This window comes from Desulfosporosinus lacus DSM 15449, assembly GCF_900129935.1.
Taxonomy (GTDB): domain Bacteria; phylum Bacillota; class Desulfitobacteriia; order Desulfitobacteriales; family Desulfitobacteriaceae; genus Desulfosporosinus; species Desulfosporosinus lacus.
Map to the genome: position 1 here is coordinate 127,625 of NZ_FQXJ01000012.1, position 20,478 is coordinate 148,102.

Below are 20,478 nucleotides of genomic sequence, written 5' to 3' on the forward strand. Positions count from 1 at the left end.
CATCTCGCGGTGCTATAGAAACGTGGGACGTGTTGTTTAAAAGTTCTATTTTAAACAACACGTCCCACCTTACATTATCCTACTGCGTTCTCTGTTATTGGTTTAAGATCTAAACTTCCATCATATCCATTGGGAAAGAATATATAGGTGGCTGCTTCTTTGTTTTCACCTGTTAAGCGAACTGCACACGCAGAGCCGTCGGATAATTCACTAACAACCATGACGCCAGTTTCGGGGGTTGCATAAATCACTTTACTGCTGGTTATGGAGACCTCTTCCGGCATTAATCTGGCGATATCTTCTTCAGCCTTATTTTTCCACTCGGGATCTTCTGGATTTTTACTGTTATCTACTAAATAAGAAAGGTTGAAGGAACTTGCATCAAGCATGGATCCGTTCACAGAGTCCACACTGGCAATATACCTTTGTGTAGTATTGTCTTCGTTGGGAGCGTGGAATATTACTGTCCAGTTGTCTGAGTTTGGCATTGGGTTTTTCGAAAAGCTTGCATGAGCAGTGTAGCTTGTAAAGTCAACATTATAGGCCGTCTTAAGTATGTCTGCGGCGTAAGCGGCAGCTTGTTCAGCTGAAATATCCTTAGCGCCTGGAATAGAGTTGGAAATTATGTCCTTGAATTTTTCCTCGATCTGCTCAGGTGTGATATCTTCTGTCAGGCTTAACTTGTCTCTAATTAGTTTATCTCGCTCGGGTGACCCCTTAGATAGGTCGATTACTGAATACTCCGCAGTAACTCCAGTTTCTAAAGAAAAATTATTAGTAGTCTCTTGAGTGTTAGTCGCGACGACATATGCTGAAGAACTTTCTGGAACGTTAGGATCAAGGGCAAAAGCCATTGCAGAGCTGCTGCCTAAGATTAATAAGGCTCCAGCACCAATTACCCAAGTCTTAGCTGCTATTTCTTTAAGTTTTTTCATGATATTATCTCCCTCTTAAATCATTTATTATTGTAGCGCTACAACCAGATTATATATCCTTATGCATCAGGGAGTTTTCAGAAGGTTGTAAGGAAGTTGTAAAAATAACTTGCACTGTAGTTCCTTTTCCTGGAGAAGATCGGATTCTTAGTCTAGCCTCGTGCAAATGTGCAATCTCACGGCAGAGTGACAGTCCAAGTCCTATGCCACCGGAGCCTCGTGAACGTGCTTTGTCCACACGATAAAAAGGTTCGCAGATCAAAGCGGTCTGTTCATCTTCCATACCGCAGCCAGAATCCTTAACTTCAAGGATTGGCACAGTATCGAAATAAGCGGATAGCTGGATGGAAGATGCCTTGGGAGATGCCTTCACAGCATTGTCTACAAGGTTTACCAGCAGCGACTGTAAAAGGATAAAATCTCCTGTTATTTGATTCAATGAGGAGCTGATATCTAATTGAACATTTTCTTCTTCTAATTTTATTGCTAACACTGATTTTACCTGTTGAAGCAATTCTAACGGGATTATGGGCTGAAAATCTAACGTATTGTTTCTTACAAGTGCCAAATCTAGCAATTTAAAGGCCAAGTTCTTCATCCTGTCAGTTTCAGTTAGGATATATCTGGCTGCCTTGATGCGATTCTGTTCACTAGAATTAGTGTTCTGCAAATACTCTGCATATCCGTAAATAGCTGTCAGTGGCGTTCTCAATTCGTGTGCTAAATTATCTACGAGGCGCTGTTTATCGTGGGCATTCTTGTCGAGCTCTGTAATCTTCTCTTGTATGCTGTTTGCCATCAGATTGAAGTTTTCTGCCAGGTCATGGAACTCATCTTTGCCCGGCATTCTAATTCGCTCATCATATACACCGCCTGCTATTTTATGTGTAGCCTTTTGCATAATCCTGATAGGCTTAGTAAGCTTCCTCAACAGCAGCAGTAATACTAATGCTAACATTGTTTCTACCAAGGCACTCACCGAAATCAGATAGCGGGTGAGCTGGGAGTGGTTATTGTATAGTTCAGAAAGGTCCCGAACATAGATAAGAGTATGATCTTCGTACGGCCCGCCTAATTTTCCAACGATATATAAGTAATTTATTCCGTTAGCTGAAAGCACCTTGGTTTTATAGGAATCTTTCGTAAGGCTCCCAACATCTATTTCGGAGGTGACAGTAGGAGGAATATTAGAAAAAAGAACCTTCTTTGAATCCTTAAGCTCAAGGAATACATTTTGCTTTCCATAGTAGCCAGCATATGAACGCATTATGTTTTGAATAGCAGAGGGAGTCAGTGAAGCTGGTTCACGATAGTAAATGCTGTCCATAGTTTCCAAAACACCATTCATGATAAAGTGATATTCCCCTAATGTTCGGTCCGAATCCCGCTTCATATTGAGAGAGAAGCTATAGCTAGACGTGAGGTAGAGGCAGATGTTGATGGATATAATGAAAACGATTAAGATTCCAATAAAAGCTTTTTGCCAAAATTTCATTGATCCACCTCTAGGCGGTACCCTATTTTATAGACAGTTTTAATTCTGTTTTCCCAGTTGAGTTTTTTACGCAGCTTTTGAATATGTACATCCACCGTTCTTGTCTCTCCAAAATAATCATACTCCCAAGCCAGTTTAAGGAGTTTTTCACGGGACAAAGCAATATTTATATTATTAATGAGTATCTCTAGTAATTCATATTCCCGAAGCGTAAGTTCGATTTCACTGTCGTTTACTGTAACCACTCTGCTTTCCAGATTTACTACGGTACTGTCAAGAGAAAAAATCTTTGAAGACCGATTTGTACGGCGAAGCACGGCTTCAATACGTGCCAACAGCTCAATTGTTTCAAAGGGTTTAACGATATAATCGTCAGCACCTAGATTAAGTCCTTTTACTTTATCAGACAAATTGCCCATAGCTGTGAGAAAAATTACAGGGATGTTTTCGGGAACATGCTTCATCAGAGTAAAACCATCTTGGCCAGGAAGCATAATGTCCATGATAATCAGTGAATAAGTATTATGCTTTAAGAATTCGAGCGCCTCATTGCCTTCATATGCTTGTTCGCTGGTATGACCGACCAACTCAAGATTCATGGCAATGAGATCATTTATAGATTTTTCATCTTCAACTATGAGAATATGCGCCATAAAACCACCTCAGCTCAATTTTAACATATCCAGAAAACTAGAAATGTAATAGAGTTGTAAATTCGCTTTGGTGAATATAAACTTTGGTTAAAATTCCCTGAAAGAGTGCGCTGTATGTAATAATATATTTATAGAAATAAAGAAGAGGATTGGGTGATGAGGGAGACTCGTGGAGAGTTAAGCCAAGTTATTAAAATTCTTGGTCAGATCAATAATCGAAAGGAGGAACTTGCTTGGGTATATACGAATTTGAAGGAAATAAACCAGTTATTGGAAAAGGATGTTTTATTCATCCTGAGGCAACTATTATTGGCGATGTCACTTTGGAAGAGGGTTGTTATGTAGGGGCGGGAGCACGTATCCGCGGGGACTGGGGTAAGATTACAATCGGGCGTGAATCGAACATTCAGGAGAACTGCGTCATTCACGTTGGGGTTGGGCTATCTGCACAACTAGGCCCTCAGAGTCACATAGGGCATGGAGCGATTCTGCATTCCACCACCTTGGGGGAACATGTTTTTGTAGGAATGGCATCAATAATCATGGATGGAACTGAAATAGGAGATGGTTGTTGCATCGGAGCAGGAGCTGTAATTCCGGAAAACAAACTGATTCCACCCCGCAAACTATTGGTAGGGGTGCCTGCCAAAATAATTGGGGATGTCTCGGAGGCAATGAAGGAACATTTGGAACAAGGAACCTCTTTCTATATTGGATTGCCGTCTCGTTGCATTAAAGGATTAAAAGAAATAAAGTACTTGGGTGAAGAGAGGAATGGGTTCTTTTAAGTGATACAAATATGAAAGCTAACAATCGAAATCTAGCAGAAATCCATCTCGCGGTCCTTCTATTTGGTTTGTCAGGACTATTTGCGAAATTACTGCCCTTTTCATCGGTAATCATAGTGCTCGGCAGAGTCTTTTTTTCCAGCATTTTTTTAGGGGGAGTAATCCTTTATCTTAAAAAAGATATAAAGCTAAAAGAGCAAAAGCACTACATCTATTTGGTCCTCATGGGCGCTGTTTTAGCCTTTCATTGGAGTACGTTTTTTACGTCGATTCAAGTTTCAACAGTATCTATCGGCTTGTTAACGTTTTCCACATTTCCGGTGTTTGTTACATTTTTGGAACCGCTTTTTTTTCATGAGAAACTTAAACTATCTAATCTAACGATTGCGATAGTGACATTCTTAGGAGTTATGCTTGTGATTCCAAGGTTCGACTTGGGGAATAACTTGACCCAAGGGGTTATGTGGGGAATGCTCTCCGGACTTACCTATGCAGTCTTATCAATGCTCAACAGAAAATTTGTCAAAGACTATTCAAGCCTTGTCATTGCTTTCTATGAACAAGTTACGGCTACAATTATTTTAATTCCTTTTTTTGTCATACAACACCCGGTTTTTAGCTCGATAGAGATTTTATTACTCCTTCTTTTGGGGGTAGTGTTTACTGGAATTTCTCATTCACTCTTTATTAATGGATTAAAGACCATTAAGACACAAACAGCAGGTGTTATTTCCTGCCTTGAACCGGTCTATGGCATTATTTTCACTACGTTGATATTGAGAGAAATACCAACGATCCGAGAAGTCCTGGGAGGCCTTATTATTCTAAGTGCAGTTTTTTACTCGACCACTAAAACGAACTAATTTTTATAGCATAATAGTTTATTAGCAAATTGACCTATCCAGACAAGTTATGAAGATAATGAAGATGAAATGAACAAAGACAACCACTGAAAAACTGAAGGGGATGAGTTGAAAAGCAATAGTTGTACTATTAGTTTGCGATATATGGAATATAATAATAGACAGACAAATAATAAAGGCTAAAATCGAGAGTTCATAATATGGAAGCCCAAATGCCCTCTTTCAGATCTCATTCTTTAGGATAATTTCGTTAGAATGGATTGTATTGTATGGTCTCTCGATAAAAATAAGGAGAAGAAACTAGAAGTATGAAGAATATTTTTAAAAATGCTATCGAGATAGCAAAGGGAATATGCAAATCGAAATTAGGTAACGGGGATATAGCGGTGGATTGTACCATGGGAAATGGAAATGATACTGCATTTTTATGCAATCTAGTTGGAGAAGAGGGGAAAGTCTATGCTTTTGATATCCAAGAAGAGGCTGCAGTTAATACTGGGAAGAGACTAAAAGAATTGAAGTTTCTTGAAAGAGCTGAAATCATACTTACTGGTCACGAAAATATTGATAAATATGTTAAGGAAGGTGTTGTTCAATTAGTAATATTTAATTTAGGATATCTTCCAAAGGGAAATCATGAGGTTACTACGAAAAAGGAGACAACCATTGAAGCTCTACAGAAATGTTTAAGGTTGCTCAAACCTAACGGTATAATTTTATTAGTTGTATATTCGGGACATGAGAATGGTAAAATGGAACTAAGGGCTTTGGAGGACTTTACAGCAACATTAAACCAAAAAGAGTATAATGTAGCCAAAATTTGCTTCACAAATCAGATTAATAATCCACCGGGACTTATTTGTATTGAAAAAGTTTTCAAAGCCTAAGAAGAGAAGTAGAAATTAAATTTCTCCTTGCAATATAATATTGCATTGCGTACAATAAGATTGTATAAAATACAAATAAGGATAAGGTGATGAACATGTCAATTTATGATTATTCGTTTCAATCTATTGAAGGAAAGACCGTCTCTCTTTCTGATTATAAAGGAAAGGTGATGTTGCTCGTCAACACCGCCAGTAAATGCGGCTTTACGCCACAATATGAGGGATTGGAGAAGCTTTACAAAACCTATCAAGATCAGGGGTTGGTGGTAATTGGTTTCCCATGTAACCAGTTTTCTGAGCAGGAACCAGGGACAAATAGTGAAGTTCAGGAGTTCTGTAAGATAAGATACGGAGTTACGTTCCCACTGTCTGCTAAGATAAATGTACGGGATGAAAATGCAGATCCGATCTTTCAGTATCTTTCTGAACACACAACCTTTGACGGCTTTGGAAAAGGCCTTAAAAACAAGGCGTTTGAACTTATGATGAAACAGAAATATGGAAAGCAGTTCTCCGATAGCTCTGTAAAATGGAACTTTACTAAATTCCTCATCGGCAAGGACGGAAAAATCGCAGGCCGTTTTGAGCCCACCATATCCCCAGAAAGCATGACCACTTCCATTGAGGAGTGCTTGTAAATTGAACGGGAACTCAAAAGACATGCTCAAGCTCGATAATCAGCTGTGTTTTGCACTTTATGCATGCTCGAAAGAAATTATTTCCTTGTATAAGCCGTACCTGAACGCTCATGGGCTAACCTACACTCAATATATTACTCTCTTGGTATTATGGGAGCAGGATTCGCTCAGTGTCTCTGAGCTCGGAAACAAGCTTTTGCTTGATTCAGGTACACTCACCCCTCTTCTAAAAAAACTCGAAAAGTCCCAATTGATTGAGAGAGTAAGAGATAAAGACGATGAACGAATCGTCAAGGTTTACTTGACGGAAAAAGGAAGAATGCTACAGGAATCATTTCTTGAACTTCCTCAAAAAATGTTTTGCAATTCTGGCATTAAGCTAGAGGAGGCAATAAATCTTAAAGCAATGCTCAATCAGTTACTGGGAAATATTCGGAAGCTGTAATAAGTTGTTGTTCTTTGATATTGACAGCCATAATAACCTGTCATATAATAATTAGTATTATAGTTAATAAATTAATACACAATGACTGATGATGAGAAATAGTATGTCTTATGGGAATGTCTTAGCGAGTCAGAGGCGGTGAGAGTCTGATACAAATCTCTTAGACAGAATGGTTCTCAGAGGTGTGATCCGAAAGCTGTTACAGTTAGTAGGTGATCCGGGGGTTTCCCGTTACAGAGACAAGGGTATCGAGAAAATTTTTCTCCGTACCTGATAGATTAGAGGTATTTGGTGGTTTGTTTGCATAAGTTCGATCAGCAGTGATTGGATTTGTAAAAAAAATTACCCTATACGAATTAAGGTGGTACCACGGAGCATTCCGTCCTTTTAGGATTGAATGCTCTTTTTTATTTACCTGATTTAAGCACAAGCATCAAATGGTACATGGAAAATGAATATGCAACTGCATGAAAGGAGCGTTCAAATGGTTAAGGAAAAAACACATGTGCTATCCGATGACGGCTACGAAACGAGTGGGCATTTTGGCCCATATGGAGGTGCTTATGTTCCAGAGACGTTAGTGCCTGCTTTACGAGAATTAGAAGCGGCTTATATGGAATCTTGCCAAGATGAGAGCTTTCAGCAGGAATTTAAAGAGCTTTTGCAAAGGTATGTTGGACGACCGTCTCTCTTCTATGAAGCTAAGCGCCTTGCGAAACAATTAGGTGGTGCGCGCATTTATCTTAAGAGAGAAGATCTCAATCACACAGGCGCTCATAAAATCAACAACACCCTGGGGCAGGTTTTGCTTGCTAAACGTATGGGCAAGAAACGGGTGATTGCAGAGACTGGAGCGGGTCAACACGGGGTAGCAACGGCCACGGCTTGCGCGCTGTTTGCTCTTCCTTGTGTGGTTTATATGGGAGAGGAAGATGTGCGCAGACAGAATTTAAACGTTTTACGAATGAGATTACTGGGGGCTGAAGTTCGCACGGTGACCCACGGTTCATGTACCCTGAAAGATGCTATCAATGAAGCGCTCAGAGATTGGGTTACGAATGTTGAGGAAACGTTTTACTGTTTTGGAACAGCAGCCGGACCCCATCCCTATCCGACGATTGTTCGAGATTTTCAAACAGTGATTGGGCAGGAGACGCGGGAGCAGGCCTTGAACGAGCTGGGAAAACTTCCGGACGCGATCATTGCTTGCATCGGTGGAGGAAGTAATGCTATTGGGATCTTTCATCCATTTATCGATGATAAAGAGGTAAGGCTGATCGGAGTCGAAGCTGGAGGAACAGGGAACAAGACGGGTGAAAATGCGGCGACACTTTGTCTAGGTGAGCCGGGAGTTCTGCACGGAGCGTATAGCTATTTATTACAAGATGATGATGGACAAATCGTTGTAACAACCTCCGTTTCTGCAGGGCTTGACTATCCGGGCGTCGGTCCTGAACACAGTAATTTAAAGGAGACTGGGCGAGCTGACTATGTCAGTATTTCTGATCAAGAAGCCTTGGACGCGTGCACCCTGCTCTGTCAAACAGAAGGCATACTGCCTGCCCTGGAAAGTGCCCATGCTGTTGCTTATGCGGCAAAACTCGCACCAGGGCTCTCGAAGGACCAGGTGATCGTCGTTAATCTCTCGGGAAGAGGAGATAAAGACGTAGAAACTCTGGCTCAGTATTTGGAAGGAGGAGCAAATCATGAGTGAGCGGCTTAAAGCAGTTTTTAAAAGTGAGCCTATTGGGGTAACCCGTCTAGTCTCATATATAATGGCAGGAGATCCCTCTGTCGAAGCAAGTCTTCGTCGCTTGAAGGGACTGGCCGATCACGGTGTGGATGTGTTAGAACTGGGGGTCCCCTTCAGTGATCCTATGGCAGATGGAGTGGTCATTCAAGCTGCTGCTGAGAGAGCTTTGAACGCTCAGATGACAGTGAAAAAAACCTTGAAACTTGTCCAGGAATTTCGCAGAACCCACGATACTCCGCTTCTTTTAATGAGTTATCTTAACCCCCTTCTTCGCTACGGGTGGGATCAATTGGTGGAGGATGCTTCTGATGCAGGGGTTGATGGGTTTATTTTGCCGGATTTGCCTTGGAGAGAAGGCCAAGGTCTGCGCTTGAGAACGAAAAAGAGGGTGGGCAACAAATTGGATTTCATCCCAATGATCGCCCAAACGAGTCGTGAGCAGGATGTTCAGGCCGTCTCTCAGGTTACGGAAGGCTTTGCTTATGTCATATCGCGTAATGGGATTACGGGAGGAGAGGTTGAACTCCCTGCCAGCGTTAATAAGTTCATTGAAAGTTTAGGGAACAGTCTTCAAATTCCCCGTTGTGTTGGTTTTGGGATTCAGAAACCGGAACAAGTCCGTGCGTTGGCAAAGGTTTGTGACGGAGTTGTTGTAGGTAGTGCTTTAGTGAAGGCCTTTGCTAAGCTCGACCAAAAAGGACTAGAGGAACAAGATCTGATAGAGCAGGAAAAAGAAGTGTTTTCTTGGTTGGCTAGCCTTAAGAATTAGGCAGAGCAGAACCTTGGGGAGGCAACATTGAAAAAAGTGGTGTGCGGGCATGAGCCCTTAGAATGAAAAGAGAGAAGGCAAAGAGTATGAAAAAATTATTATCTCTGCTTATCCTGGTGGCGCTGGCATTCAGTCTCACAGGGTGTGGTGGAGGAAAACCTGCAACAACCGCTGGAGGACCAGAGAAGGAACAAAAGACTGTCGCAATTTTGACTCCTTATTTATCCTCCGTTACTACGAATGAAATGGTCGAAAACTTGAAAACCCAAGTAGCTGAGCGTGATTTGAAAGCTAATGTCGTAGATACCAAAGGGGACTTTGCTCAACTGGCAAGCCGGATGGAGGATCTGATCTCGAGCAAGGTAAATGCTATCGTGCTCGTGAGCACAGATCCGAATCAATTGAAGGATCAGATTAAGAAAGCACAAGAAAAGGGGATTCCGGTCTTTGGGTGTGATTCCGGTTATATCGAAGGAATGACTATGAATGCAACCAGTGACAACCAAGCAATGGCCCAGATGATTACAGAATATCTCTTTACAACGATGAACAATAAAGGGAACCTCGTAGTTCTCACCCACAGACCACATCCTGGAGTGCTGAAAAGAACTCAGGAGCTTGATGTGCTTCTCCAGAAAACAGCCGAGATCAAAATCGTTACAGAACAACAAGTCCAAGTTCCCGGACCTATCGAAAGCGCTCGCCAACAGATGGAAAATTTATTGCTGGCCAACAAAACCGAAGAATCATTGACAGCAGTTTGGGCTGGTTGGGATGAGCCTGCTATTGGAGCTTCACAGGCGATCGAGGCAGCAGGACGGAAAAACATCATGGTTGTTGGCATAGACGGGACCAGCCAAGCGATTGATATGATTAAAAAAGGTTCGCCATTGATTGCTACGGTCAAACAGAATTTCCCTGGCATGGCTGAAATAGTGGCCAACCAGATAGATTTAGTTTTCCAAGGCAAACAGGTAGAAGGTACGGAACTTTATGCACCCGCTACGTTGATCACGAAAGAGAATGCAGGGAAGTGATCAGTGGATGTCGCTGCTGCAGGTAAGAAACTTAGATAAGACGTTTGGCCAAAACTATGCACTTTCTGGCGTATCTTTAACTATTGAAGCGGGTGAAATACACGCGCTGGTTGGAGAAAATGGCGCCGGAAAGTCTACCTTCATTAAGTTAATAACTGGAGTTTATCAGCCTGACGGAGGGGATATTTTCTGGCAAGGGGAAAAGGTGGGCATAAAAAATCCACGGAATGCCCGTGACTTGGGAATCAGCGTCATTCACCAAGATCGTCATCTTGTGCCTTATTTTACGGGTCTGGAAAACCTATATCTTGGAGCCGATTATCCCAAACGGAAATTGTGGCTCGGTATTCGCTGGGACATAATGCGTGAAGAAGCTGAAAAGCTAAAAGTCCAATTAGGTATAGAGGTTCCCTTGGAAAAACAGGCTCAGGATATGTCGCCAACGGAACGTACTTTATTGGAGATTCTGAGGGCAGTAAGGGTCGGATGCAAACTTCTTTTTCTGGATGAGCCGACGGCATCGTTAACTGACCTGGAAACTGAAATATTGTTTCGTTTGCTTTTTCGCCTAAAATCCCAGGGAACCGCCATCATCTATGTTTCTCATCGTTTGGATGAAGTTTTTCGGCTTGCTGAGCGAATCACGGTGCTACGTAATGGTCAACTGGCGGGGACGGTAATTAAGGACGATGTTAACAAAGACAGCTTGATCAAGCTCATGGCTGGTCGTGAGATATTATCCAGTGACGTGAAAAAAGAAGCAGAGGTTAATGCGGAACCCTTCGTTTTGGAGGTAAAAGGTTTAAGAACAGTTGACAAGAGAGTAAAAGAAGCTACCTTCTCCCTTCGCAAGGGGGAAATAGTGGGTATTTTTGGCTTAGCAGGCGCGGGACGGACCGAACTCCTAGAGGCGATCTATGGAATTAGGCCGAACTGCAGGGGGGAAATAAGGATCAAAGGGAAGGTTTTATCCAAACCTTCCCCCGCGGTTTCTTTGCAAGAAGGAATTGTACTTATTCCTGAGGATCGCCGAGGACAGGCTTTGATCATGGATATGTCTATTCGTGAAAATATTACCTTGCCTGTTCTTAAAAATTACACGGCGAGAGGAATCATCGCTCATACTAAAGAACTTAGAGATACGGAAGACTGTATTACTGAACTGAAAATAAAAGCTAATGGGGCAGGGCAAGCTGTTCAAGCCCTGAGTGGAGGAAATCAACAAAAGGTCGTTTTTGCCAGAGCTTTAATGTCCCGTCCGGGATTGTTCTTGTGTGACGAACCGACCCAAGGCGTCGATGTGATGACTCGCAGTGAAATTCATCGTTTACTGAGAAATCAGGCCGAACAAGGTGGGGCAGTTGTGTATGTATCATCGGATTTAGAAGAAATGTTAGAAGTGGCTCATCGTCTGGTAATTATGCATGACGGAGAAACGATCACGGAATTTGCGGCCAAGGGATTGACACAGGAATCTGTACTGCAGTGTTGTTATTATCCAAGAAAGGAGAGTGAGCCTTCAATTGAAGGAGAAGGGTAAACCAAATTGGCTTCAGCTGCTTCGCGTGTATGGAACGGTTATCGCTGCAATTTTAATTGTAATCGGATTCAGTGTTTTAAGCCCCACTTCTTTTGCAACTTGGGACAATGCGGTTAATATCAGTCGCCAAATTTCCTTTCTTGTTATTATTGCTGTAGGAGCTACCTTGGTGATGGCTATTGGGGAATTTGACCTTTCCGTAGGTGCTATGGCCAGCTTGGGGGGCGTTTTTTCTGCTAAATTGGCGGTTCAGGGTTCACCTTTTTGGGCAGTATTCCTCATCCCCTTAGGGGTTGCCTTTGGAATAGGGTTTATTAACGGTTGGATTGTGACTCGTTTTAGAGTGTTGTCGTTTATTACAACTATGGCCATGGGAACGATATTAGGCGGTTTTACCTTCTGGTTTACGGGAGGGACCACCATCTTCGAGAATATTCCAGAATCGTTTCGTTATTTGGGTCAGTCAGAATGGCTTGGGATTCCTGTGCTTTCATTTGTGATGATTTTGGTGACGGTTATATTTTGGTTCGTGATGGCAAACACTGCTTTTGGACGTCGTTTGTATGCGTTGGGAGGGAATGAAGCAGCCTCACGAATTGCGGGGATTAATGTGCATGCCAATAAAAATTTGGCCTTTGCCATATGTGCTGCTCTGGCTGCTTTAGCTGGGATCTTAATGGCTTCTCGCTTAGGTTCTGCTCATCCCACCGGCGGAAACGGCCTGTTTTTACCCGCTTATGCTGCAGCCTTTTTAGGAATGACCACGTTTAAAGAAGGAGTGCCGAATATCTGGGGGACCTTTGTAGGTGCCGCCATCATAGGGATATTAGCGAATGGACTAACGATTCTTGAAGTGCCAACGTTTATGCAGGATGTTATAACTGGAGTCATTGTGATTTCTGCGGTGATCTTGCAAAAACTTGGGAGAAAGTGAACAAAAGGGAAGATAAGTGGCGATCAGTTCGGATAAACCTAGGAGGTGATTATATGCAGTATATTGCCTCGTTCGATATTGGTACAACCAATGCCAAGGGAATTCTTGTCTCTCAGGACGGAGTAATTCATGGGGAAATGACAAAACCTATTCGTACTTACCACGATGGGAACAGGGTTGAGCAGGAGCCAGAAGAGTGGTGGCAAGCTGTCAGAGAGATTGCCCAGGATTGGTGGAAAAGTGGGTTCCCGGCGGAAAAAATTCAAGCAATTACCTTGAGTGGGCAGATGGAGGACTGCATCCCAATCGATGGTAAGGGTAATCCGGTTAGACGAGGGATTCTTTATTCGGATTCCCGCGCCGAGTCAGAGGCTAAACAAATCTTAGGGCGCTTTGGAGAAGAAGAGATTCGGCAAAAAACCGGAAACCATATCGATGGACAGATGACATTTCCCAAAATGGTCTGGCTTCGAGAAAATGAGCCCGATTATTTTTCGAAAACAGAGTGTTTCTTGATTAGTGCTAAGGACTATGTCATCCGCCAATTGACGGGTCGAAGTGTCACAGATCCTACTTCAGCAGCCACTGCAGGGATGATGAATTTACTTGATCGATCCTGGCTAAGCACATGGCTTAACTCGTTTGGGTTAGTGACATCCTGTCTTCCCGAACTGTTAGGTCCTGATGAAATTGCGGGTTATGTAATAAAAGAGGCTTCTTCATTGACCGGATTCAAGATTGGCACTCCGGTGTTATGCGGAATCGGAGACGCTGGGGCAGCGACGTTGGGGGCAGGGGTGACTGAGATTGGGGAGATGTATGCTTATTTGGGGACAACCGGCTGGGTTGCCTTGCCTACAGCTACCGTCAGTCGGGTTGGCAATGGAGTATTCCATTTGGCTCATGCGCCCAAAGATGTAATGATTGCCATTGCTCCATTACTCAATGCGGGAAATGTTCACCACTGGGCGTTGTCCGTGTTTGGGGACCCTAATCGATCGGAGGGCAAAGAGGGGTTTGCTTATTTGGAAGAGATTATGGCCAATACTGACCCGAGCCCTAGAAAGGTTGTTTTTTTACCCTATTTGCATGGTGAACGCTGTCCGATCCAAGACCCGGATGCCAGTGGATCTTTTATTGGTCTTAAATCGACAACCACGCGAGGAGAAATGTGTGCGGCTGTTCTAGAAGGGGTTGCTATGGCGATCCGTCAAGTCATGGAGCTTCTCTTGGGCGAAAAAGAAATTCGGCGAATCACCTTGATTGGCGGCGGGAGTAGAAGTCGTGTTTGGAACCAGATAATAGCAGATGTATGTCATTGTAACGTGGTTGTTCCCCAAGATTCAGAATTTCTCCCGGCTTTGGGGGCAGCGGCGGCGGGTTATGTTCGCTTGGGTTGGGCTAATAGCTATGCAGACTTCTCGAAAAGATTCCTTTCTCTGAGGGAAGGAGAGGAGTATTCGCCTAATGCAAAGAATGCCTCCGCTTATGACAAACTGTATTGTAACTATCTGCGGATTTATTCGGCAGTACAAGCATTAGATTAAGACGGATGTTGAACAGAGAAATGAGTCTTATAAGTCGTTATGCAAAAACCCCAGCTTTGCTGGGGCTTTTTGCATGTTTCTATGTGTTGGATTTCAGCTCCGGTTATTTTTTTATTATCGGAACTTGTAATTCCGTAAGCCAATCATTTTCGTCTTCTTTATTCCAAATTCCATCAATATATGATTCCCTTGGGTTATCGTTTGCTAGAAAACCATTTTCTTCAATCCATTTATACAGATGAGCATAGGCATTAGTGTTAATTAGGGATAATTCTTCTCAACGTTATAAATAGTTAATAATTTGTTAATAAACTGTTTAGAGAAAGTCAATAGGCTTAGTCTAGAATATATCTAGGAAAGCTGTGAGAAATTTTGTTTTAGTGATATTCAATTTATCCCAAATAAGAAAAGCTTAAGAGTTCGAACTAAAATGAAGTATGAAATCAGAATTCTGCGTCTAAATAATATAAGACTATTTAGTAACTCTTATTGCGCTCTAGGCTTAAAGTAGGGTGTATTTGCTATTGCCAATTTTTGAATAGTTGAGGTGTGTAATGGATTTAGTTATCGAAACAGTCGATTTATGGAAGGCATATAAGTTAGGGACTGTAGAAGTGGAAGTTTTGAAGGATATTAATGTACATATTCACAAGGGAGAGTTTGTTTCGATTATGGGACCATCAGGTTCAGGTAAAAGTACTCTTTTATATTTAATTGGTGGGCTTGATAAGCCAACCTCGGGCTGCATTAGGGTAAATGGTCAAGAGATTTCCAAGATGAAGGATAAAGATGAAAGTTCGATGCGGAGAAGAGAAATAGGGTTTGTATTCCAGTTTTACAATCTCATACCTAATTTAAGTGTTGAAGAAAACATTTTACTTCCTGTCCTGCTGGACGGGAAAAAAATTAAGAACTATAAAGACGACCTAGAGCAGATTTTAGATATTGTAGGTTTGTCTGATAGAAGAAACCATACTCCAAAAGAATTATCAGGGGGTCAGCAACAAAGAGTGGCAATTGCCAGAGCACTAATTAATGAGCCTGAGATTATTTTAGCAGATGAACCCATAGGAAATCTTGACTCGAAAACCGGAACTGAGGTTATGGAACTTCTAAAAACAATTAATATGGAAAAAGGAAGAACTATTGTCCAGGTTACCCACTCAAAGGAGGCCGCAGATTACGGCCAAAGAATCATTAACTTAAAAGACGGGAAGGTATGTCAAGTATGAAAAAGGTATTACTTATAGGGCTTATCGGGATATTCTTATTAATTATAGCAGGGTGCAGTAAAGAAACGGCTAAAACTAACGATGAAAATGTTACCCAAGTTGAAACAAAGCAGGTAATAGAAGCTTTTGGTACCGTTAAGTCAACAGAGGTGAAAAATATAACCATCGATTTTTTGGCACAAGTTACTAAGATTAATGTTATAGAAGGGCAAAGTGTAAAACAGGGAGATGTTTTACTTAGCATAGACTCTCAAAACTATCTAACAGAAATCCGTAACAAGGAACTTGATTTAGGGACTCTGCAAATAGAATTAGCGGGTTTAAATAAGGATTATGAGGTAAAAAAGAGCAGGCTGGAAAATAACTCTGACCCTGAGATCATGAAATATATAAATGATAAGAAACATGCCGAGGAATTATTGAATAGAGCTCAAGAGGATTTAACAGCTAGAGAAGCACTATATAATGCTGGCGCAATATCCCAAAGTGAGCTTAATGGGTTTAAGGAAACTGTCACTGAAAAGAAAAAATCTGTCCAAGATGCTGTTTTTTCTGAGGAAACCACCCGGAAGAAAATTCAAGATGAGCTGGATCAGCTTAAAACATCAATAGATCTGAAAAGTCCCAGAGTTACCTCCCTGGAGCTTGATATCAAAGCTATGCAGGAAAAAATGAACAAAAGCTACATAAGCCGCAATGATATTCTGACAGATGTTCCAAATGGGGTGGTATCCGAAATTGGTTGCGTTCAAGGGGATACAATTACTGACCCGGAGAAAAAACTTTTGAGTATCCTGAATAAGGACCGTTTAGTGGTAGACGCAAATGTAGCTGAAGAATTTATTAAGGATGTTAAGATAGGAGCGGAAGTTACAATAATCCCTCAAGCAGATAAATCACGGAATTACCAAGGGAAAGTTTTGTTCATTGCTGACAAAGCGGTTCTGAAGAACAATGAGACCATAATACCTGTTCGGATATCGATTGAAAATCCAGACAGCTTTTTGCTTCCAGAGTTTAATGTTGATGTCAAAATAAACTTTGAAAACGTTAAAGAAGAGTCAGCGTATAATTTGACAGTTACAACAGGGAAACTTTAGGAGTGATGAAATGGGCATAATCACCAAGTTCATAGTTAAAGGTATTTGTGAAAAAAAGTTACGTTCATTTCTGATAATCTTGGCAATCGTGCTTTCCTCGGGAGTGTTTTTCGCTTCAATTGCAATTTCCGGAAGTCTAGAACAAATGATTATTAAAGGGATTCGAGATTCAATTGGAAATGCGGATATTATAATCACCCCAAGCGAAAAATCCTCCTCCCCGTATTTCTATATGGATAAAGCGGAGTTATATAAAGATCGTGCGGAATACATGATTGGGGAGCTTCAGGAAAACGCAGTTTATAAACCAAACAGGAATGAAGAAATCAGTATTAACATGACAGGAGCATCTATTGAAGACGTTCAAAAAATGAACCCATTCACAATTAAACAGCAGTATAACCTATATCCTTTTGAAGGCAGAAAAATCATTATTGGAGAATCAGCTGCAGAGAAGTATCAGTTGAAGGTTGGAGACAGTTTGGATCTGGAATTTGTACAAGGTGGGACTACATCCAAACAGAGGTTTACAATATGCGGAATAGCTTCCTCGACAGGATTATTTAAGGGGAATACAAAATCAGCTTCTGCCATAGTACCCAGGGACTTTCTGAGTAATTACAGCAATGCGCGAGGCAAGGTAGGGGCTATCTATATCAAGCTTCTTAAGCCTGAAGACAAGCAGGAAATGATTGAGCTGTTATCTAATGACTATAACAATTACAAGGTATTTGAACTTTTTCCTCTTGAAGAAATAAAGCAGGAAACCATGATGATATCCGCAGTATTTCTCATGCTGTCATCCATTGTTTTTTTTATGAGCATATTCATTATTTACTCCTCATTTAAAGTTATTACGACAGAAAAGCTGCCAATAATAGGGACCTTTAGAAGTATTGGCGCTACAAAAAGAATGACAAACTATTTATTATTAGGAGAAAGTATTATATTTGGTATTGTCGGTGGGCTTTTGGGATGTGGTGTAGGAGTAGGAATCTTATATCTTATGTCCTATGCCTTAAGTAAAATGGTCAATGGCTCTGAGGGAATGGAATTTAATGCTACAATTCAATTTTCAGGAGTTAATTTTGTATTGGCTTTTTTGATGGCCATAATTCTTTGCTTCGTAAGCTCCATCATTCCTATCTTAAAAGTATCAAAAATTCCGATCAAGGATATTGTTTTAAACTCTGTGCAAAAAAATACAAAACGAAGAAGGCTTTGGACCATACTTGGGATAGTTTTTATGGTCATTGCGTTTGTTTCTTCCCTCATAGAGTCGGACAACTTAAGGCCTATTTTGGGCAGCGTGGGAATGTTGCTGACCCTTACGGCCATCGTAATGCTTGTACCTAATCTTACTTCAGCTTTTGTCAGGGTCTTTGAAACGTTATATATCTTTGTTTTTGGGAACATAGGGATTCTTGCTGCCAAGAATTTGCGCGAGAATCAAAATATCATTAATAACATATCGATGCTAGCTATTGGTATAGCCTGCTTACTTTTGATCAATACAGCCAGTTATGATAATGTCATAAGCATAACAGATCAATTTAAAAATGTTTCATATGATATTGAAATGTATATGGACAAAGCGGATAGAAATATCGAGAACAGGTTGCTTAGTATTGATGGAGTGAAAGAAGTCTATGGGGATTATGAAGCTTACAGAGTAGAAATCGCCGATAAAAATGATAGGATATCTCGTATAAAAGGGGTAGATAAGAGCAAGATTTTAGATTTCTGGAACATAAATATGGAGGGAGACATTCAAGCTGAATTTGAACGACTTGATGAAGGACGTAATATTTTAATAACCAACACTTTGAAGGAAAAGCTGAATTTGAACGAAGGAGATCTGATCAAGCTCAAAATGAAAAGCGGCGAAAAAGATTACAAGGTAATTGGCTTTTTTGATGATTTTGCCACGAATAAAAACATTGGCTTGGTATCCCAAAGATTCTTAAAAGCAGATATGCAACTCAAGTATTATTCTGATATTTTTATAAAGACGTCTCAAAATCCAGAAGACGTGCTGAAGAAAATTGAAACAGAATTTATAAGGCTTAAGCCCTACCTGGTCACAAAAAACGAACTTCAGGAAGAATACATGAGTTCCAATCAACAAGTCACTTTACTTATGTCGGGCTTTTCGGTTTTAGCAATCATCATCGGAGTTTTTGGAGTACTGAACAATCTCCTGATAAGCTTTCTTGTACGTAAGCGTTCCCTTGCCGTATTTCGATCTATGGGAATGAGCAAGGTTCAAACTGTCAAGATGATTTTTATTGAAGCAATTACAGGGGGAGCGATAGGCGGATTACTAGGGGTTATGGCTGGAACTTTAATGATCGTTATCTTGGCCGGAACAAACAATTCTAAAGACATACATTTCCCTTTTAGTTCATATATAATTTATGTTCTGGCAGGTGTAACCCTAATGCTTATGGCATCGATAATTCCGGCCTTAAAATCCTCAAAGCTTGATATAGTTTCATCGATAAAGCTTGAGTGAACTCGTTAGCTAAAGCTGAACATAGATAAAACTGGGAAGCAAAGAAAAATGCAATTTTACCGAAATTCGCTATGCATAGTGAACTTTAAGAAACAAGGTATAGAATAAGGAGAGATCAGAGCAATGTTATTAATTGAGATCATGAAGGCAGTTATTCTTGGGATTGTTGAGGGAGTCACTGAGTGGTTACCTATCAGTAGCACTGGGCATATGATTTTAGTTGACCAGTTTATACAGCTCAATATGAGTGAAGCGTTTAAAGAAATGTTTTTCGTTGTCATTCAGCTTGGTGCAATCATCTCTGTTGTAGTTTTGTACTGGAACAAGTTGGTCCCTGTGTCTTTTCAAAAGAGTTCAGCGGTAAAAAAAGATACTGTGGTACTGTGGTTGAAAATTCTTACAGCCTGTATCCCAGCGGCAATCATTGGACTTTTGTATGACGATCAAATTGATGCACAGTTCTATAACTATCAGACGGTTGCAGTCACTTTAATTCTGTATGGAATATTGTTTATCGTAATCGAGAGCCGAAACAAGAATTCAAGGCCAAGGATCAATAATCTTTCGCAAATTACCTATAAAACTGCAATGCTCATAGGAGTATTTCAAGTTTTAGCATTAATCCCCGGCACATCTCGTTCAGGCGCTACAATACTTGGTGCTATATTAATAGGCACTTCTAGAACGGTTGCAGCAGAATTCACCTTCTTTTTAGCTATTCCTATTATGTTTGGTGCAAGCCTGATAAAAATATTAAAATTTGGTTTTGTGTTTACAAACACTGAAATTTTGATTTTATTAACGGGCATGATAGTTGCTTATATAGTATCAATCTTATCAATTAAATTTTTGGTAGGATATATCCAAAAGCATGACTTTAAGGTGTTCGGTTGGTATAGAATTATATTAGGAATTATTGTAGTTTTATATTTTTTGGTTTTAGTTTAGATCTTATAATGACAACTAGCCGATCGTATTGTGCCTTAAAAAATGTTTTCCTTCGTTGATAATCTTCAAGAGACATGCAAACTCGAAGTATAAGGTCATGATTGCCTACCAGAGCGTCCATACGCTCTGGTCTTTTCTTTTTTAATGTACTTTTAGGACTTATGAAGTAATAAAAGTGAACTCGTTTAGCTAAAGCTGAACATCGAGACTTACGTCATCGAAGTAGAATAAGGAACACCTACTTGAAGAAGTGGAAGTCTCGGAATTGATAAAAAAGTTATTTTACATTTAAGTTAAACTTTAACAATTTCTTTACGCTTAGATAATCTGCTCCTTACACTCTAATGGTACTATCATGTAAAAGAATTTGTGTTAATTTTTTACATCAAAACATTTTAA

Annotated in this window: 18 protein-coding genes and 1 other annotated feature; of the genes, 15 read left to right on the top strand and 3 right to left on the bottom strand. The window is 40.7% G+C overall.

The features are described from left to right. Positions 1 to 74 precede the first annotated feature (74 nt). The 3 genes from BUB11_RS16515 to BUB11_RS16525 are packed head-to-tail and all read right to left on the bottom strand — an operon-like array spanning position 75 to position 3,083. A complete protein-coding gene (locus BUB11_RS16515) occupies positions 75 to 935 on the bottom strand; it encodes a hypothetical protein (RefSeq protein WP_073030852.1) in 861 nt (286 codons plus the stop codon). A gap of 49 nt (positions 936 to 984) precedes the next feature. Next, entirely contained in the window at positions 985 to 2,430 is a 1,446-nt protein-coding gene (locus BUB11_RS16520) for a sensor histidine kinase (RefSeq protein WP_073030853.1), read from the bottom strand. Next, positions 2,427 to 3,083 carry a response regulator transcription factor gene (locus BUB11_RS16525; protein ID WP_073030854.1) on the bottom strand — a complete coding sequence of 219 codons (657 nt, stop codon included), beginning with the start codon at positions 3,081 to 3,083 and terminating at the stop codon, positions 2,427 to 2,429. Before BUB11_RS16525 ends, BUB11_RS16520 begins: the two co-directional genes overlap by 4 nt. 233 nt (positions 3,084 to 3,316) lie before the next feature. On the opposite strand from BUB11_RS16525, the gene BUB11_RS16530 reads away from it, so the two are divergent. The 15 genes from BUB11_RS16530 to BUB11_RS16605 all read left to right on the top strand — a co-directional run bounded on the left by BUB11_RS16530 (position 3,317) and on the right by BUB11_RS16605 (position 20,079). Continuing rightward, positions 3,317 to 3,871 carry a gamma carbonic anhydrase family protein gene (locus tag BUB11_RS16530; RefSeq protein ID WP_073030855.1) on the top strand — a complete coding sequence of 185 codons (555 nt, stop codon included), beginning with the start codon at positions 3,317 to 3,319 and terminating at the stop codon, positions 3,869 to 3,871. 11 nt (positions 3,872 to 3,882) lie between these two features. Further along, complete coding sequence (locus tag BUB11_RS16535; protein ID WP_073030856.1) at positions 3,883 to 4,734, top strand: DMT family transporter; 852 nt, start codon at positions 3,883 to 3,885, stop codon at positions 4,732 to 4,734. A 308-nt stretch (positions 4,735 to 5,042) separates the two neighbouring features. Further along, complete coding sequence (gene mnmM / locus BUB11_RS16540; RefSeq protein ID WP_073030857.1) at positions 5,043 to 5,621, top strand: tRNA 5-(aminomethyl)-2-thiouridylate-methyltransferase MnmM; 579 nt, start codon at positions 5,043 to 5,045, stop codon at positions 5,619 to 5,621. A gap of 95 nt (positions 5,622 to 5,716) precedes the next feature. Beyond that, positions 5,717 to 6,259, top strand: a complete 543-nt coding sequence (locus BUB11_RS16545; protein WP_073030858.1) for a glutathione peroxidase — start codon at positions 5,717 to 5,719, stop codon at positions 6,257 to 6,259. Between the two features lie 22 nt (positions 6,260 to 6,281). After that, positions 6,282 to 6,704, top strand: coding sequence for a transcriptional regulator, SarA/Rot family (locus tag BUB11_RS16550; protein WP_073030888.1), 423 nt, complete (start codon positions 6,282 to 6,284; stop codon positions 6,702 to 6,704). Positions 6,705 to 6,783: 79 nt separating this feature from the next. Further along, positions 6,784 to 7,094, top strand: a binding site (T-box leader). A 94-nt stretch (positions 7,095 to 7,188) separates the two neighbouring features. Further along, entirely contained in the window at positions 7,189 to 8,418 is a 1,230-nt protein-coding gene (trpB, locus tag BUB11_RS16555; RefSeq protein ID WP_073030859.1) for a tryptophan synthase subunit beta, read from the top strand. Beyond that, positions 8,411 to 9,226, top strand: coding sequence for a tryptophan synthase subunit alpha (gene trpA, locus BUB11_RS16560; protein ID WP_073030860.1), 816 nt, complete (start codon positions 8,411 to 8,413; stop codon positions 9,224 to 9,226). The genes trpB and trpA overlap by 8 nt, the downstream gene beginning before the upstream one ends. Positions 9,227 to 9,312: 86 nt before the next feature. Next, positions 9,313 to 10,263 (top strand): sugar ABC transporter substrate-binding protein, encoded by a 951-nt coding sequence (locus BUB11_RS16565; RefSeq protein WP_073030861.1) that lies wholly within the window; start codon positions 9,313 to 9,315, stop codon positions 10,261 to 10,263. A gap of 7 nt (positions 10,264 to 10,270) precedes the next feature. Further along, the gene (locus BUB11_RS16570; protein WP_073030862.1) at positions 10,271 to 11,803 is read left to right on the top strand and encodes a sugar ABC transporter ATP-binding protein; all 1,533 of its coding nucleotides are present in this window, start codon (positions 10,271 to 10,273) and stop codon (positions 11,801 to 11,803) included. Next, positions 11,787 to 12,737 carry an ABC transporter permease gene (locus BUB11_RS16575; protein ID WP_073030863.1) on the top strand — a complete coding sequence of 317 codons (951 nt, stop codon included), beginning with the start codon at positions 11,787 to 11,789 and terminating at the stop codon, positions 12,735 to 12,737. The genes BUB11_RS16570 and BUB11_RS16575 overlap by 17 nt, the downstream gene beginning before the upstream one ends. Positions 12,738 to 12,790: 53 nt before the next feature. Continuing rightward, positions 12,791 to 14,284, top strand: coding sequence for a xylulokinase (locus BUB11_RS16580; protein ID WP_073030864.1), 1,494 nt, complete (start codon positions 12,791 to 12,793; stop codon positions 14,282 to 14,284). Between the two features lie 554 nt (positions 14,285 to 14,838). Then, positions 14,839 to 15,516, top strand: coding sequence for an ABC transporter ATP-binding protein (locus BUB11_RS16590; protein WP_073030865.1), 678 nt, complete (start codon positions 14,839 to 14,841; stop codon positions 15,514 to 15,516). After that, positions 15,513 to 16,616, top strand: coding sequence for an HlyD family secretion protein (locus BUB11_RS16595; protein WP_073030866.1), 1,104 nt, complete (start codon positions 15,513 to 15,515; stop codon positions 16,614 to 16,616). The genes BUB11_RS16590 and BUB11_RS16595 overlap by 4 nt, the downstream gene beginning before the upstream one ends. Positions 16,617 to 16,626: 10 nt before the next feature. Continuing rightward, positions 16,627 to 19,131, top strand: coding sequence for an ABC transporter permease (locus BUB11_RS16600; RefSeq protein WP_073030867.1), 2,505 nt, complete (start codon positions 16,627 to 16,629; stop codon positions 19,129 to 19,131). A gap of 123 nt (positions 19,132 to 19,254) precedes the next feature. Further along, a complete protein-coding gene (locus BUB11_RS16605; protein ID WP_073030868.1) occupies positions 19,255 to 20,079 on the top strand; it encodes an undecaprenyl-diphosphate phosphatase in 825 nt (274 codons plus the stop codon). Positions 20,080 to 20,478: the final 399 nt, after the last annotated feature.